Annotated in this window: 13 protein-coding genes and 1 riboswitch; of the genes, 2 read left to right on the top strand and 11 right to left on the bottom strand. The window is 67.8% G+C overall.

The features are described 5' to 3' along the window. Positions 1-3: 3 nt before the first annotated feature. From WEB29_05855 to WEB29_05805, 11 genes are all read right to left on the bottom strand, one after another. A complete protein-coding gene (locus WEB29_05855; GenBank protein MEX2136473.1) occupies positions 4-2,514 on the bottom strand; it encodes an EAL domain-containing protein in 2,511 nt (836 codons plus the stop codon). A gap of 191 nt (positions 2,515-2,705) precedes the next feature. Then, positions 2,706-4,358 carry a S8 family serine peptidase gene (locus WEB29_05850; GenBank protein MEX2136472.1) on the bottom strand — a complete coding sequence of 551 codons (1,653 nt, stop codon included), beginning with the start codon at positions 4,356-4,358 and terminating at the stop codon, positions 2,706-2,708. A gap of 103 nt (positions 4,359-4,461) precedes the next feature. After that, positions 4,462-4,544: riboswitch (cyclic di-GMP riboswitch) on the bottom strand. Between the two features lie 39 nt (positions 4,545-4,583). After that, on the bottom strand, positions 4,584-5,174 hold the full coding sequence (locus tag WEB29_05845; protein MEX2136471.1) for a regulatory protein RecX: 591 nt from the start codon (positions 5,172-5,174) through the stop codon (positions 4,584-4,586). An 18-nt stretch (positions 5,175-5,192) separates the two neighbouring features. Then, positions 5,193-6,251 carry a recombinase RecA gene (gene recA / locus WEB29_05840; protein MEX2136470.1) on the bottom strand — a complete coding sequence of 353 codons (1,059 nt, stop codon included), beginning with the start codon at positions 6,249-6,251 and terminating at the stop codon, positions 5,193-5,195. Between the two features lie 57 nt (positions 6,252-6,308). Further along, positions 6,309-6,467 carry a hypothetical protein gene (locus tag WEB29_05835; protein MEX2136469.1) on the bottom strand — a complete coding sequence of 53 codons (159 nt, stop codon included), beginning with the start codon at positions 6,465-6,467 and terminating at the stop codon, positions 6,309-6,311. A gap of 57 nt (positions 6,468-6,524) precedes the next feature. After that, positions 6,525-7,679 carry a tRNA guanosine(34) transglycosylase Tgt gene (tgt, locus tag WEB29_05830; protein ID MEX2136468.1) on the bottom strand — a complete coding sequence of 385 codons (1,155 nt, stop codon included), beginning with the start codon at positions 7,677-7,679 and terminating at the stop codon, positions 6,525-6,527. Between the two features lie 9 nt (positions 7,680-7,688). Further along, positions 7,689-8,771: a tRNA preQ1(34) S-adenosylmethionine ribosyltransferase-isomerase QueA gene (gene queA / locus WEB29_05825; GenBank protein MEX2136467.1), complete on the bottom strand. Its 1,083-nt coding sequence runs from the start codon at positions 8,769-8,771 to the stop codon at positions 7,689-7,691. A 61-nt stretch (positions 8,772-8,832) separates the two neighbouring features. After that, positions 8,833-10,185: an NCS2 family permease gene (locus tag WEB29_05820; protein MEX2136466.1), complete on the bottom strand. Its 1,353-nt coding sequence runs from the start codon at positions 10,183-10,185 to the stop codon at positions 8,833-8,835. A 125-nt stretch (positions 10,186-10,310) separates the two neighbouring features. Then, positions 10,311-10,526 (bottom strand): DUF2905 domain-containing protein, encoded by a 216-nt coding sequence (locus WEB29_05815; protein ID MEX2136465.1) that lies wholly within the window; start codon positions 10,524-10,526, stop codon positions 10,311-10,313. 4 nt (positions 10,527-10,530) lie between these two features. Next, on the bottom strand, positions 10,531-11,562 hold the full coding sequence (ruvB, locus tag WEB29_05810; GenBank protein MEX2136464.1) for a Holliday junction branch migration DNA helicase RuvB: 1,032 nt from the start codon (positions 11,560-11,562) through the stop codon (positions 10,531-10,533). A 10-nt stretch (positions 11,563-11,572) separates the two neighbouring features. Continuing rightward, the gene (locus WEB29_05805) at positions 11,573-12,154 is read right to left on the bottom strand and encodes a nucleotidyltransferase family protein (protein MEX2136463.1); all 582 of its coding nucleotides are present in this window, start codon (positions 12,152-12,154) and stop codon (positions 11,573-11,575) included. Between the two features lie 21 nt (positions 12,155-12,175). On the opposite strand from WEB29_05805, the gene WEB29_05800 reads away from it, so the two are divergent. Together WEB29_05800 and WEB29_05795 are read left to right on the top strand one after the other, a co-directional pair. Continuing rightward, the gene (locus tag WEB29_05800) at positions 12,176-12,643 is read left to right on the top strand and encodes a VOC family protein (GenBank protein ID MEX2136462.1); all 468 of its coding nucleotides are present in this window, start codon (positions 12,176-12,178) and stop codon (positions 12,641-12,643) included. Further along, a complete protein-coding gene (locus WEB29_05795) occupies positions 12,640-14,244 on the top strand; it encodes a D-aminoacylase (protein ID MEX2136461.1) in 1,605 nt (534 codons plus the stop codon). Before WEB29_05800 ends, WEB29_05795 begins: the two co-directional genes overlap by 4 nt. The last annotated feature ends 25 nt before the right edge of the window (positions 14,245-14,269 follow it).

Below are 14,269 nucleotides of genomic sequence, written 5' to 3'. Positions count from 1 at the left end.
ATGTCAGGCTGCGGTGCTCTCGATGGCGATGGAGCGGGCCATCCGGTCGGAGCCCAGGCGCTGGGCGTTGTCGCGCGCGAATTCCGCGCCGAGCCGGTCCCCGTGCAGCGGGCGGGCGAAGAAGAACCCCTGGCCGAACTCGCAGCCGGCGCTCTGGAGACGCTGGACCTGCGCGCGTCGCTCGACTCCCTCGGCGATCACGCGCAGGCCGAGCGCCTTGCCGAGCGAGATGATCGCCTGGGCCAGGATCCATCGGTCGTCCTTCGCATCGTCGACATCGACGAAGCCCTGCGCGATCTTCAGGATGTCGATCGGGAAGCGGTGGAGGTAGCTGAGCGAGGAGTAGCCGGTTCCGAAGTCGTCGAGCGCGATCTGGATGCCACGGGCACGGAGCTTGCCGAGGACCTCGATGGCTGCATCCGCGTCATGCAGCAGCACGGTCTCGGTCACCTCCAGGATCAGGCTGGAGGGTGGAAGGCCAGACGCCGCGAGCGCGGTACTGACATCGTCGAGCAGGGTGGGGTGCAGCAGCTGGCGAGCCGACAGGTTGGCTGCGACCCACGGCGCCGCACCACCCGCCTGCTGGCTCCACCCGGCCGCCTCGCGGCATGCCTCGGCCAGCACCCAGCGGCCGATCGGAACGATCATCGCGTTCTCCTCGGCGTTGCCGATGAACTCGTCGGGCCCGACCTCGCCGCGGGTGGGGTGATTCCAGCGCACGAGTGCCTCAGCACCGACGATCCGGCCGGATTCGAGCGATACGACCGGCTGGTAGCGAAGCTGGAATTCGCCGCGGTCGACGGCGAGCTGGAGCTCCGCGCCGACGTCATGCCGCGAGCGGACCGTCTTGAGCATGGATGGCTTATAGACGACCCAGCGGCCCTTCCCCGCGGCCTTCGCGCTGTACATCGCGACGTCCGCCTGCCGCAGCAGGTCCTCTGCTGAATCGCCCCTGCTGCCGGCCGCGATGCCGATGCTGGCCGAGACATGCGTCTGGATGTCGCCGATCGAGAACGGCTCCTGGAGGATCTGCGCGATGCGTCCGGCGACCCGCTCCGCATTGGCGAGGCTCGGGTCGTCGTCGACCAGGATGGCGAACTCGTCGCCGCCCAGGCGGGCAGTCAGGTCCGAAGTGCGCGTGCACGCCTGCAGCCGTGCCGCCACCTGGACCAGCATGGCGTCCCCGGCCGGATGGCCGTACATGTCGTTGACGAACTTGAAGTCGTCGAGGTCGACGAACATCACCACCGACCGCTTGCCGCGTGGCGTCGAAACCAGGCGTTCGTTGACGCTCTCTCCGAAGAGGCCGCGGTTGGCGAGCTGGGTGAGGCCGTCGTGGAATGCCTGGTGCTTGAGCTCGTCCTGCAGGACGGAGAGCTTGGCCAGCGAGCGCTCGAGCTGCCCGTTCTCCAGGGCGGTGCCGGCATGGTTGGCCACCGTGGCAAACAGGCGAAGGTCCTCAGCGGTAAAGGTGCTGACGTCCCCGAGTCGGTTGGCGATCACCATCGCGCCGATGACTCCCCCGTCGGTGCCGAGCGGCGCGATCATCGCGTCGCGGACCTCGTGGTCCTCGTCCAGCTCGATGGAGGTCGTGTTGAGCAGGAATGCCGTTCCGTGTTCCACGACGTGCTTGTGGACAGGCCTCCACGCGGTCGCGGATGCCTCGGCCATCACGGACGTCCGTCCCTCGGCCACCGAGGTGATCAGGTAGCTGTCGCCGGGCGACGATGGGAAAAGGACGATCTCGGCCTGCTCAGCGCGGAACATGGTGCGGCTGTGGTAGAGCAGCTGGACGAGTGCCGAATCGAGTTCGGGCGTGCGCTGCAGGATGCGAGTCGATTCGTACAGCAGCTCGAGCGACTCATGCTGCTGCTTGGCGCCGATGAAGGCGCGATAGCCAAGGAACAGGGTTGCGACCGGAAGGGTCAGAAGCCAGACCGCCCGCGAGTCGGCGACGATGATGATGACCGCCAGCAGGGCGATGCTGGTGTTGGTGATGGCCACCACCGACGATACCGCGATCATCTGGCGCAGCTTCGGAACCCCAAGGACGCCCTCCGAGATGGAGATGGCGGAGGCGACGGTGATGACCCCTACCAGATTCGAGATGCCGACTGCGAGGAAGGCGGCAAACCATCGCATCGGTTCGATCAAGCCACCCGCTCCAACCGCGCGGAAGACCACAAGTCCCACCACCGATGAGAGGGCAAAGGACCCGATGTTGAAAGCGAGCTTTACCGGCGGCTGGCGCCGGTTGATGGCGAGGGCGGCCGCCGAGCCGATCGCCTGGGCGATCACCAGCTCGAGCGGGTTCGCCAGGAAGAACCCGACGACGAGGGGCAGTTCATTGAGGGAGAAGGTGTGCGCCCCGCGGCGGAAATGGAAGTGGATCACCTGAGCCTCGGCTGCCCAGAAGACCGGCGCCATCACCCACCATGGCAGCTGCCAGGCCGGGTCGAGCGCGGACAGGTGGGGCAGCACGAGGGCCGACACCACGAGTGCCGAGCCGAGCATGGCTGCGACGAGGGTCCACACCCTCGCTGGCGGTCGCATGGTCTAGGGCACTCGGCCGGTCATCGGATTGAGCCTACCTTCGCTTGCCTGGATTGCCGAGGCGCCGATCGTCACGTGCCGCTGGGACGAATGAGGGATTGGTGGGGAGGCCGTCGTTTCTCGTTGAGTGGCGGCTAGGCAGGTTGCGCGGCTCAGTGCCAGGAGACGCCCATCCAGCTGTGGCTGGACCAGGAGTTGCCGGACCACGAATTGCCGGACCAGGAGTTCCCGCTCCAGCTGTTGCCGGACCAGCTGTTGCCCGACCACGAATTGCCAGACCAGGAGTTCCCGCTCCAGGAGTTCCCGCTCCAGGCGTTACCCGACCAAGAGTTCCCGCTCCAGCTGTTTGCGGACCAGCTGTTGCCCGACCACGAGTTTCCGGACCAGCTGTTGCCGTTCCAATCGCCCCCGCTCCAGCTGTTGCCAGCCGCCTCGAGGAGGGCCATCGCGGCGGAGTCGAACTGATGCCCGAAGATATCGATCGATCCACTCAGGACGACGCCGTCGTGGGTGACGTGATCGGTCCCGCGCGAAAGCTCGAGCGAACCGATCCCGGTCGACCAGTCGATCGTCTTCCACTGAGCCGGCACACCGTACGTCGGCGCGGTCAGCATCCTGTAGAGATCGATCTCGCCGGCGCCCTGCTTCAGGCTCGAGAAGCCATTCAGGCTTCGTGCGTTGAGCTGGAAGAGCCGCTTCAGCGCGTTCGGGGTGATGGTCGGGCGTTGCTGGATTGCCAGCGCCGCCGCCCCGGAAACGAACGCCGCGGCCTCGCTCGTGCCGCTCCCGCGGAAGAGGGTGTCGCTAACGACGCCTGTCGAGCCATAGACCTCGTCGATGTACGAGCCGGGAACCCGAAGGCTGACAAGGTGCGCTCCCGGGGCCGTGACATCGGGCGTTCGGCCATTGCTTCCGGTCGATGAGAAGCTGGCCACCAGGTCATCCGCCCGGGTCGCGGTGCCCATCGAGTCGGACGCGCCCACAGCGAAGATCTTCGGGTCGGAGGCCGGATTGGCGAGGGTGCCGGTCTTGAACGCGTAGCCCGCATTGCCGGTGGGCGTCACGACGAAGATGCCGGCCTTCCAGGCCTGCTCCACGGCAAAGGCAAGCGGATCGACCAGGTACGACTGCACGCTGTCGGTCCCGTAGGAGAGGTTGAGGACCCGGATGTTCATGCCGTTGTCAGTGCGATGCTGGACGACCCAGTCGACTGCCGCGATGACCTGGGAGACGTCTACTCCGCCGTCCGCGACACCGACCTTGACCGAGAGGATGCGCGCGTCCGGAGCAACGCCCAGGAAGTTCGCGGAGTCACCGGCGTAGCTGCCCGTGACCGCACCGCTCCCTCGGCCCGCGATGATGCCGGCCATGAAGGTCCCGTGGCCGTTGGTGTCGAGATTCCTGAGCGCATCGGTCTGGGATTCAAAGGACAGGTCGGGACCGTAGATGACCTTGCCGGGCGCGGACAGATCGTCAACCGGGCTCACGCCCGTGTCGATGACCGCCACGTCGACCCCGGCGCCGGTGTAGCCCGCGTTCCACCATGCCTGCGCGCCGGTGTACTGGGTGGTGTTGAACATCGAGTTGATGTCGGTGGTCGGGTCGTAGGAGGAGGCGAGGCTGGTGGCCGGGGCAACGGCCGACGCAAGCACGGCAAGGCTGCCGAGCGCCACAGCCAGGCGGCGTGGCATCAGGGATGAGAGGAGGCTGGGGCTCGGCGTGGGCGGTGACCTGTGGAAATCCCACGAAACGCCGAACAGGATCGCGATGCGCTGCAGCAGGCCACGATCAGCCGCCGAGGACATAGCAAGGGCGCGATAGTCACCACGGTCAGGTCGACCGGACGATCCCACGCCAACGTCGCTGAGTGCCTGCATCAATTCCCCTTTCGTGGGGTGATGCGCGGCTACTGGCGGCTGGGCCATCTCGGCTGTCGACCGAGACCCCTGGCTTTGCGCCCCCATCTCGCGATGGGTTTGCCCTTTTCAGGCCGTCGCCTGTGACAACGCGTCTCGTTGCCTGCGGCGACCTTAGGGACCTTCGTCCCGCAAGCCATCTGGCTCGGCAGTACTACCGCCGGGGGTACTTTCGGCCGCAGCCGCGCGAAGTGCGCCGCGCACTGTCTCCGGGTCGAAGCCACGGCGCATCAGGAAGGCGCCGATCCGCTGGCGAGCCTTCTTATCGACGGGCATGGGACGGCCCTTGAGGTGCCGATCGAGCGCCACTTTCGCCCGTTCGGCCTCGCTCCTCGGCAGAGCGTCGCCTTCACGGGCCGGCTCGGCCACCTCGGAGCCGCGCAACGCTTCGAGCACCTCTCGGGGGACCCCGTGCTGGCGCAGCTCCGCCTCCAGCATCCGTCGTCCGCGAGGCGCGTGGCGGTCGCGCTGCTCGGCCCACCAGCGCGCAAAGGCGGTGTCGTCCAGGTAGCCCATCGCCGCCAGGCGGCCCAGCGTGGCGGTGATCACGTCATCGCTGGCCGTGGCCCGGCGAAGGCGTCGCTCGAGCTCCCATCGCGTTCGCGGTCGCGTACCGAGGAATCGGACCGCGATCTCCATCGCGGCCTCCGGGTCGGGCGCGGGCCGCTCGGCATCGGGAATGCGTCGCCGCCGGCGTCCGGGCATCGGAGTGATGAGGATCCTCTACTCCGCCTCGGGAATTCCCTCGACGCCGACTTCGATCGTGGCCACCTTGCCGCGGATCTCCGACTCCACCCGGTCGGCAAGCTCGGGGTGCGCCTTCAGGAAGTCACGGGAGTTCTCGCGCCCCTGGCCGAGGCGAGTCTCGCCATAGTTGAACCACGCCCCCGTCCTGGAGAGGATGCCCGCGGCGATGCCGACGTCCAGCAGGCCACCCTCCCGGCTGATTCCCTCGTTGTACATGATGTCGAACTCGGCCAGCCGGAAGGGGCTGGCGACCTTGTTCTTGACCACCTTGACGCGGGTCCTGGAGCCGATCGCATCGGTCCCGCTCTTGAGGGTCTCGATGCGGCGGATGTCGAGGCGCACGGAGCAGTAGAACTTGAGGGCGCGGCCACCCGGCGTTGTCTCCGGATTGCCGAACATGACGCCGATCTTCTCGCGCAACTGGTTCGTGAAGATCAGCGCCGTGTTGCTGCGATTGATGGCACCGGTCAGCTTGCGCAGCGCCTGGCTCATCAGCCGAGCCTGGAGACCGACGAAGCTGTCCCCCATCTCACCCTCGATCTCGGCGCGCGGTACGAGCGCCGCCACCGAGTCGATGATGACGACGTCAATCCCGTTGCTGCGGATCAGCGTCTCGGCAATCTCCAGCGCCTGCTCGCCGGTATCCGGCTGCGAGACGAGCAGCTCGTCGACGTTGAGCCCGACATTCTTGGCGTAGCTCGGGTCAAGCGCGTGCTCGGCGTCGATGAAAGCCACGATCCCGCCGGCTCGCTGCGCGTTGGCGGCGATGTGGTAGCAGAGGGTTGTCTTGCCGCTCGACTCCGGTCCGAAGATCTCCGTGATCCTGCCTCGCGGGACGCCGCCCACGCCGAGTGCCAGGTCGAGCGCGATCGAGCCGGTCGGCACGACCTCCACCGCCATCTTCGCGCCCTTGTCGCCAAGGCGCATGATCGCACCACGCCCGAACTGCTTCTCGATCTGCGTGATGGCGGCGTCGACGGCGCGTCCGCGCTCGCCGTTGCGCTGGGTCGGGGTCTGGGTCTCGGCTTGTGCCACCGGGGCGTCCATGATCGCGTGGGCTCCTTTTCTCTTCACCCCCGGCGGCGCTTCAGGTCAAGCCTCCGGGCCGGGTTCGCTGCGCGGCTTGCGCTTCTTCTTGATCACCTCGACCGTCATCGGCTGCTCGTAGGCCGATGCCGGCTGAATCTTTGGCGCCTTGTCCTTCGGCTTGCGCTTCTCTTGGTGGCGCGGTCGATCGCGGCCTTTGGCCATCTCGCTGGACCTCCGATATGGGCCGGTCGAGGTGCTCAGAGCCTGGCGGATGTGGCCTTATCGGTCGGTTACCGGCGCCTTATCCGACCTCGTTCCGGAGCCCCCGTACTGGGCCATGACGGCTTCTCGCAGCGTTCCGTACGAGCCCTCGTCGAGGGCCACGCGGATGCGCCGCATGAGGTCCTGAGTATAGGTGACGTTGTGGAGCGACGAGAGCCGATACGCGAGCAGCTCCTCGGCGCGGAACAGGTGGGCGAGGTACGCCCGCGAGTGATTCCGGCAGGTCTCGCAGCGGCAGTCGGTGTCGGGCGGATCGGGGTCGTCCAGGAAGCGGGCGTTGCGCAGGTTGAGCCTCCCCCGGCTGGTCCAGAGCTGCCCGGTGCGAGCCACACGGGTTGGCAGGACGCAATCGAAGAGGTCGATCCCGTGTTCGACTGCGGTGAAGAAGTCGGGCGGCGAGCCGACTCCCATCAGGTAGCGGACGCGCGGGTCGTCCGAGAGCGCCTCGGCCACGACGTCGAGGGTGTCCGCCATCTGGGCCTTGCTCTCCCCGACCGACAGGCCGCCGATGGCGATCCCGTCGAACGGGAGCGCCGCGATCGATGCAACGCTCTCGCGACGGAGATCCGCATCCACCCCGCCCTGCACGATCCCGAACAGCGCCTGGTCCGACCGCGTGTGGGCGCTGATGCACCGTTCAGCCCACCGATGCGTGCGCTCCATGGCGACGGCGATCTCTGTCGCGGGAAGGGTGGCGTCCACGAGCTGGTCGAACGCCATCGCAATGTCGCTCCCCAGCGCCTCCTGGATCTCGACCGCCCGCTCGGGGGTCAGCCGCTGGGCCGATCCGTCGAGATGGCTGGCGAAGGTCACGCCGTCCTCATCCACCTTGCCGAGATGGGCCAGGCTGAATACTTGGAAGCCGCCTGAATCGGTCAGGAGCGGCCCATCCCAGCCCATGAACCGATGCAGACCACCCAGGCGGGCGATGCGCTCATGGCCGGGCCGCAGGGAGAGGTGATAGGTGTTGGCCAGGATGACCTGGACGCCCGCCGCGTGAAGGTCTCGGGGCGACAGCGCCTTGACGGTGGCCTGGGTCCCGACCGGCATGAACTGCGGAGTCTCGATGACGCCGTGCGGCGTGATCAGAGAACCGAGCCGCGCCCGTCCAAACCCGGAGGCGCGAGAACTGAAGGCGACCGGCGCGGGCATGGCGGCAGCCTACGCGATGAGCATGGCGTCGCCGAAGCTGAAGAACCGATAGCCTTCGGCCAGCGCGGTGCGGTAGGCGCCGAGCAGGGTGTCGCGCGCCTCGAGCGGCGTCGCGCCGCGCATGCCGGCGTGGACAAACGCCGTGACCAGGGCGAGGAGAGAGCTCCGCGGCAGGTGAAAGTTGGTGATCAGTGCGTCGACCCCCTGGAAGTCGTGCGGAGGCGTGATGTACAGGTCCGTCCAGCCGGCGCCGAGACCGTCACGTGCCGCAGTCTCGAGCACCCGGACGCTGGTCGTCCCCACGGCGACGACGCGACCTCCCTCTCGCCTGGTCCGCGCGATGGCAGCTTCTGTCTCGCTCGGAATCGCGTACCACTCGCGATGGATGCGATGCTCGTCGATAAACGTGCCCTCCAGCGGCCGAAAGGTGTCGAGCCCGACGTGGAGGGTGACGGCGGCACGACCCACTCCGGCAGCCTCGAGCGATCGGAGCAGCTCGGGCGTGAAATGGAGGCCGGCGGTAGGGGCAGCGGCGGAGCCGGGCGGATCGGCGTACACCGTCTGGTAGCGATCCGGGGGCGTGGAGCGGTCCTGGATGTACGGCGGCAGCGGCGTCTCGCCGGCTTCGTTCATGACCACGTGCGGGTCACGATCGAATCGCACCGCCCGCGTTCCGTCGCCGAGCCCCTCCCCCACCTCGACGTGATCGCCGCTCCGCAGAACCAGGGTTTCCCCGTGCCTGATTCGCCGAGAAGGACGCACCAGCGCCTCCCAGCGATCTGCATCGTTCGGGATCGGACGCAGGATAAGGACCTCTGCCGATCCGCCGCCTCCACGGGTGGCCAGCAGGCGGGCAGGGATGACCCGGGAGTCGTTGACCACCAGCAGGTCGCCTGGGAGGACCAGCTCGCCCAACCCACGGAAGGTGCGATGCGAAAGCGCGGGATGGCCAGGAGCCGATGCCCCGCGCTCGACGACCAGCAGCCGGGCGGCGTCCCGTGGCTCAAGAGGGAGCTGAGCGATTGCCGCCGTTGGGAGCTCGTAGTCGAAGTCATCGACCCGCAGGCGCGGGCCAGGCTCATCGAGAGTCATCGGCCCGGACAGCGTAGCGCCCGACCGGGATCCCCGGCCGGGCGCCATCGGACTCGCGTGGTCAGCCGAAGAGCGGCCGGATCACGTCCTGCGCGAAATAGATCACGAAGGCAAGGAAGACAATCCACATCAGCCAGTGGACCTCGCCCCAGCGCCTCGCCACGGCCATCAGGACGACCCACGCCACGAAGCCGGCACCGATACCGATTGTGATCGTGAACGTGAGTGGCATGAGAATGATGATCAGGAGCGCCGGGAATCCGGTAAACACATCCCGGGCATCGATTTCGCCGATCTGGGTGAACATCAGGTAGCCGACCAGCACCAGCGCCGGAGCGGCGGCCTGGAGCGGGATGATCTGCACCAGCGGAGCGAGGAAGATGGCCACCAGGAAGAGAAGGCCGGTGATGACCGATGTCATCCCGGTCCGTCCACCTTCGGCCACGCCGGCTGCGCTCTCAATGTACGTCGTGTTCGAGCTGATCCCGGCGGCTCCGCCGACCGCGGCCGCCAGGCCGTCGACCAGCAGAACGCGACCCACGCCGGGAACCTGGCCGTCCGCGTCACTCAGGCCAGCCTCGGCAGCGATGCCTGTGACCGTCCCCATCGTGTCAAAGAAGTCGCTGAGCATGATCGTGAAGATGGCCAGCAGTGCGGCAAGCACGCCAGCCTCGATGGTGAACACGCCGCCCAGGTCCTCCAGGCCGAGCCCCAGCGTGTCGAAGTTCGGCGTGACGCTGAAGGTCTCCGGAATCTTCTGCACGCCGAGCACGATCGCGATCAGGGTCGTCACCGCGATGCTGATGATCAGCGCGCCCTTGACCTTTTGAGCCCAGAGTGCGGCCGTGATGAGCAGGCCAAGCAGGAAGACCCAGTGGCCAGCAGTGGTCGGGAAGACGAAGCCGAGGGGCGGCGGGGGCGGCGCGAACTCGGGCGTGACGCCCACAATCAGGCCGCCATCCCAGAACCCAATGAACAAGATGAAGAGTCCGATCCCAACGCCGATCGCCCGCTTCAGGGGCAGTGGCACCGCGGTCATGATCGCCTCGCGGAGGCCGACCAGGACGAGGATCGTGATGATCACGCCCTCGATGACGATCACGCCCATCGCCTGGGCGGGGGTCATGCCGAGTGCCGTCAGGCCGAATGCGACCGCGGCGTTGAGACCCAGGCCGGCGGCGAGGGCGAACGGGTAGTTCGTCACCAGCCCCATGGCGATCGTCATCACCCCGGCCACCAGTGCCGTGCCAGCTGCGACGGCCACCGGATCGAGCTCCAGCGGTCCTGCGATGATCGCTCCGTTCAGAGCCACGATGTAGACCATGACCATGAACGTGGTTACGCCAGCCCGGACCTCGGTACCGAACGTCGTTCCCCGCTCGCTGAACTTGAAGTAGGACGCAATGCCGTCCACGGTAGCCTGCCCTCCGTCCCTGCGAGCCCGTCCCGAGTCTTGGGCGATCGGGGCGCGACCGCGGCGATCCTACTCCCACGGCAGAACCGCCGGTGGCCTTTCCGCGCGCCTTCCCTCGGTGCCGCTCAGCGCCGCAGGAACAGGTTGAACAGGACCGTGAGGACGATCGAGACGAGCAGCATCGTGCCGAGCGGAATGAAGAGGCCGCCCCGGTCGCCGGTGATCGCGATGTCGCCCGGCAGGCGCCCGAACGGAAGCCGAATTCCGGCGATCGCCAGGCCGCCGACCACCACCAGCAGGATTCCGACGACGACCAGGAAACGGCCGAGCTCGGGGGACATCGGCCTAGTCGAAGAGCCCAGGCTGCATCTCCGTGTGAGCCGGCGGGGTGAGACCCAGGTGCTGCCAGGCGCCCGGCGTCAGCTGGCGGCCGCGCGAGGTGCGCGCCAATAGGCCGATCTGCATCAGGTACGGCTCGATCACGTCCTCGAGCGTCTCTACCGGCTCCGAGATGGTGGCGGCCATCGTCTGCAACCCGACCGGTCCGCCGCCGTGGTGCTCCGCGATCGCGCGCAGCAGCTGCCGGTCGAGGGCGTCGAGCCCGCGATCGTCAATCTCGAGCAGGTCGAGGGCATCGGTCGCCAGCTCGGGGGTGACGATGCCGTCGCCTCGCACCTGGGCAAAGTCGCGCGTCCGTTTCAGTAGGCGATTCGCGATCCGTGGCGTGCCGCGGCTGCGGCCCGCGATGATCGCCGCCGCGGCCGGATCGAGTGCCACGTCGAGGATGTGGGCGCTCCGGACCAGGATCCGCTCCAGGTCCTCCTTCGCGTAGTAGTCGAGTCGATAGGTCACCCCGAACCGGTCGCGCAACGGCCCGGTGATGCTGCCCACCCGGGTCGTGGCTCCGATCACGGTGATGTTCTCGATCTGGAGCCGAACGGTGCGGGCACCCGGTCCCTTGCCCAGCACGACGTCCAGCGCGAAGTCCTCCATCGCGGGGTAGAGGATCTCCTCGACCACGTGGGAGAGACGATGGATCTCGTCGATGAAGAGGACATCACCCTTGTCCAGCGCCGTGAGCACGGCGGCCAGGTCGCCGGCGCGCTCGATGGCGGGACCGGAGGTGGTGCGGATCTGGGCTCCCATCTCCGCGGCGACGATGTTGGCGAGGGTCGTCTTACCGAGCCCGGGTGGTCCGTAGAGGAGGATGTGATCGACCGGCTCCTCCCGGTGGCGCGCGGCGTCGATCAGGATCGCCAGGTTCTCCTTGATGCGGTCCTGTCCGGCGAATTCGTCGAGCCGCCTCGGCCGCACGGTCGACTCGAGGGCGATCTCGTCCTCGGCCACGACGGCGCTGGCGATCCGCTCGATGGTCACGTCGGCCATTCTACGGGCCGCTGATGCGGCCAAGGTCGGCGGGGCTGTCGAGGTCCGCCGCGTGTGCCGGGACCGGCACTTCAGTAACTAAGTCGGGATGTTCATGCAGCAGGTGTCGCAGCCCAACGTCCCCGGTCAGCTCATCAACGAGGTGAAAGTGCGTGCGCTCGATGAGCACCGGGGGTGCCAGCACGCCGTCCGCGGACGCGGCCACCAGCGGACGATCGCCACGCGCGCTCAGCACCGCCGCGATCGTGGCCGGCAGAACGCCCGGCTGGTCACCCAGCAGGATCAGGGCCGCCGACACATCCGGCGGAACAGCTCCCAGTCCGAGACGGAGCGAAAGGCTCACACCACGCTCATTGAAGGCGTTCCGGATCCACTTCACCGATGGATGGTCGAGGCCGGCAGGAGGCGACAGCCATGCAGGCACCACCACGACCACCGACTGCAGCCCCGCAGCGGTCGCCGTGTCAGCGACCTGCTCGAGCATGGTGCGGCCATCGACGACGACGAGCTGCTTCGGACTCCCATACCGACGCGAAGCGCCAGCGGCCAGGATCACTGCGCCGACAGACCGATCTCCCTGCATCGGGCTATTAGACTGCGCCCCATGGCCCCGATGAAGGCACGCTACGGCCACACCAACCTGGTGGCACGCGATTGGCGCCGATTAGCGGGCTTCTACGTCGATCTCTTCGGCTGCGTCCCCGTCCCACCCGAGCGCGACTATCGCGGTCCTTCCCTCGAGGCGGGGACGGGCGTTCCCGGCTCGGGGCTGCGCGGCGTGCATCTTCGATTGCCTGGGCACGGCGACGAGGGGCCAACCCTCGAGATCTATGCCTACGACCGCGAGGAGCCCGCGCTCCCGCCCGCCGCGAACCGCCCGGGCTGGGGCCACATCGCGTTTGCGGTCGACGATGTTCCAGCGGCGCAGCGCGAGGTGCTGGCCGCCGGCGGATCCGCCGTCGGTGAAGTGGTCACCTTGCGGACGGCAGACGGGAGGCTGGTGACCTGGTGCTACGTCACCGATCCAGAGGGGAACATCGTGGAGCTCCAGGCCTGGAGCGAGGGGGCGTGATCGACCCCCCGGAGGTCGACCTGCTGATCACTGGCGGTTCATTGATCGATGGCTCGGGGGCACCGGCCCGCGCTGGAACGGTCGCCAGCATTCACGGGCGCATGCACATCGGCGACGCGGGGTGGAGCCCCGCACAGGCTGTCCGGACGATCGATGCCACGGGCATGGTCGTGGCGCCGGGCTTCATCGATCTGCACTCGCACGGCGGCCTCGTCATCCTGGCCGATCCGCGCCACGAGCCCAAGGTGCGGCAAGGGGTGACGACCGAGGTGATCGGGGTAGACGGCAACGGATACGCACCGTTCGCCGACCACGGCGACCTCGCCGCCTTCGTCGATCTGAATGCCGGCCTCGATGGACGCCCAGAAATCGACTATGACTGGGACTCGGTGGCGAGCTACATTGGGCGTTACGAGCGTGGCCAGGCAGTGAACGTGGCCGTGGTGATCGGGAACAGCGCGCTGCGCATCGGCGCCATCGGCTGGGACGACACGCCCGCCGACGACCGCAGCGTCGCCAACATGCGAGCCATGCTGCGTGAGGCCCTGGAGGAAGGAGCGTTCGGGGTTTCGAGCGGACTCGACTACCCGCCTGGCTCCTATGCCTCGACCGATGAGCTCGCCTCACTTACCGGTGAGGCGGCAATGGCCGGTGGCTTCTATCACACCCACGTCCGCTACGCGCTCGGCGACCGCTTCCTGGACCCGTTCCGCGAGGCGATCGAGATCGGGCGAAGGGGCGAGGGCCCGGTGCACCTGACGCACTTCTATCACCGACAGACGTATCCCGGCAGTCCGGAGCAGCTGCTGGCCCTGGTCGACGACGCCCGCGACGCCGGGATGGACGTCACCTTCGACAGCTACCCGTACGAGTGGGCATCGACCCGGCTGTTGATCCAGCTCCCGCAGTGGGTCCAGGCTGGGGGGCCGATGGTGCTCAAGGAGCGCCTCGCCGATCGAGCGGTGCGCGACCAGCTGCGGGTGGAGCTTGCGGCCAGGGGCGCCGCATACACCGGTTCGGCGGGCTGGGCCGATCTGCGCCTCGGTGCATTCACCCTGCCCGACAACCTGCGCTGGGAGAGCCGCACCCTGGTCGAGGTGATGGACGAGACCGGCCGCGATGCGGTCGATGTCATCTGCGATCTGCTGCTGTCTGAGAACCTCGGTGTCGCGCAGGTCACCAGCGGGCCGTGGAGCGAGACCCTCCCCCACTTCGTGCGCCACCCGGTCGGCATGGTCGGCACCGACTCCACCTTCCTGGGCGAGAAGCCTTCTCCACGCACCTACGGCTCCTTCCCGAGAATCCTGGGCCAGTTCGTGCGCGACGAACAGCTCATCTCCCTCGAAGAGGCGGTCCGCAAGATGACCGGCGCCCCCGCGGCTCGCCTTGGGTTGACGCAGCGCGGCCTGCTGCGCGACGGCTTCTGGGCCGACCTCGTCGTCTTCGACCCCGCCCGGATCCGCTCGAATGCAACCTATGAGCAGCCACGGCAGTTTCCCGATGGGCTGGAGTACGTCGTCGTCAACGGAGACCTTGTGATTGATGGCGGAGCGCACACGGGGGCGCTGCCTGGACGCGCGCTGCGCCAAGGGCGTTCGTGACGGTGCTATCGTCCGCCGAGGAGGA

The organism is Chloroflexota bacterium (assembly GCA_040902225.1).
Lineage (GTDB): Bacteria > Chloroflexota > Limnocylindria > QHBO01 > QHBO01 > CF-167.
The sequence above is the reverse complement of the archived record's forward strand: the minus strand, read 5'-3'. Positions and strand labels throughout refer to the sequence as shown.

Bases quoted from the DNA above. Each gene is read 5' to 3' on its own strand.
- WEB29_05855 (MEX2136473.1), bottom strand. From the start codon at position 2,514: ATGCTCGGCTCGGCACTCGTGGTGTCGGCCCTCGTGCTGCCCCACCTG.
- WEB29_05850 (MEX2136472.1), bottom strand. From the start codon at position 4,358: ATGTCCTCGGCGGCTGATCGTGGCCTGCTGCAGCGCATCGCGATCCTG.
- WEB29_05845 (MEX2136471.1), bottom strand. From the start codon at position 5,174: ATGCCCGGACGCCGGCGGCGACGCATTCCCGATGCCGAGCGGCCCGCG.
- WEB29_05835 (MEX2136469.1), bottom strand. From the start codon at position 6,467: ATGGCCAAAGGCCGCGATCGACCGCGCCACCAAGAGAAGCGCAAGCCG.
- tgt (MEX2136468.1), bottom strand. From the start codon at position 7,679: ATGCCCGCGCCGGTCGCCTTCAGTTCTCGCGCCTCCGGGTTTGGACGG.
- queA (MEX2136467.1), bottom strand. From the start codon at position 8,771: ATGACTCTCGATGAGCCTGGCCCGCGCCTGCGGGTCGATGACTTCGAC.
- WEB29_05815 (MEX2136465.1), bottom strand. From the start codon at position 10,526: ATGTCCCCCGAGCTCGGCCGTTTCCTGGTCGTCGTCGGAATCCTGCTG.
- WEB29_05805 (MEX2136463.1), bottom strand. From the start codon at position 12,154: ATGCAGGGAGATCGGTCTGTCGGCGCAGTGATCCTGGCCGCTGGCGCT.
- WEB29_05800 (MEX2136462.1), top strand. From the start codon at position 12,176: ATGGCCCCGATGAAGGCACGCTACGGCCACACCAACCTGGTGGCACGC.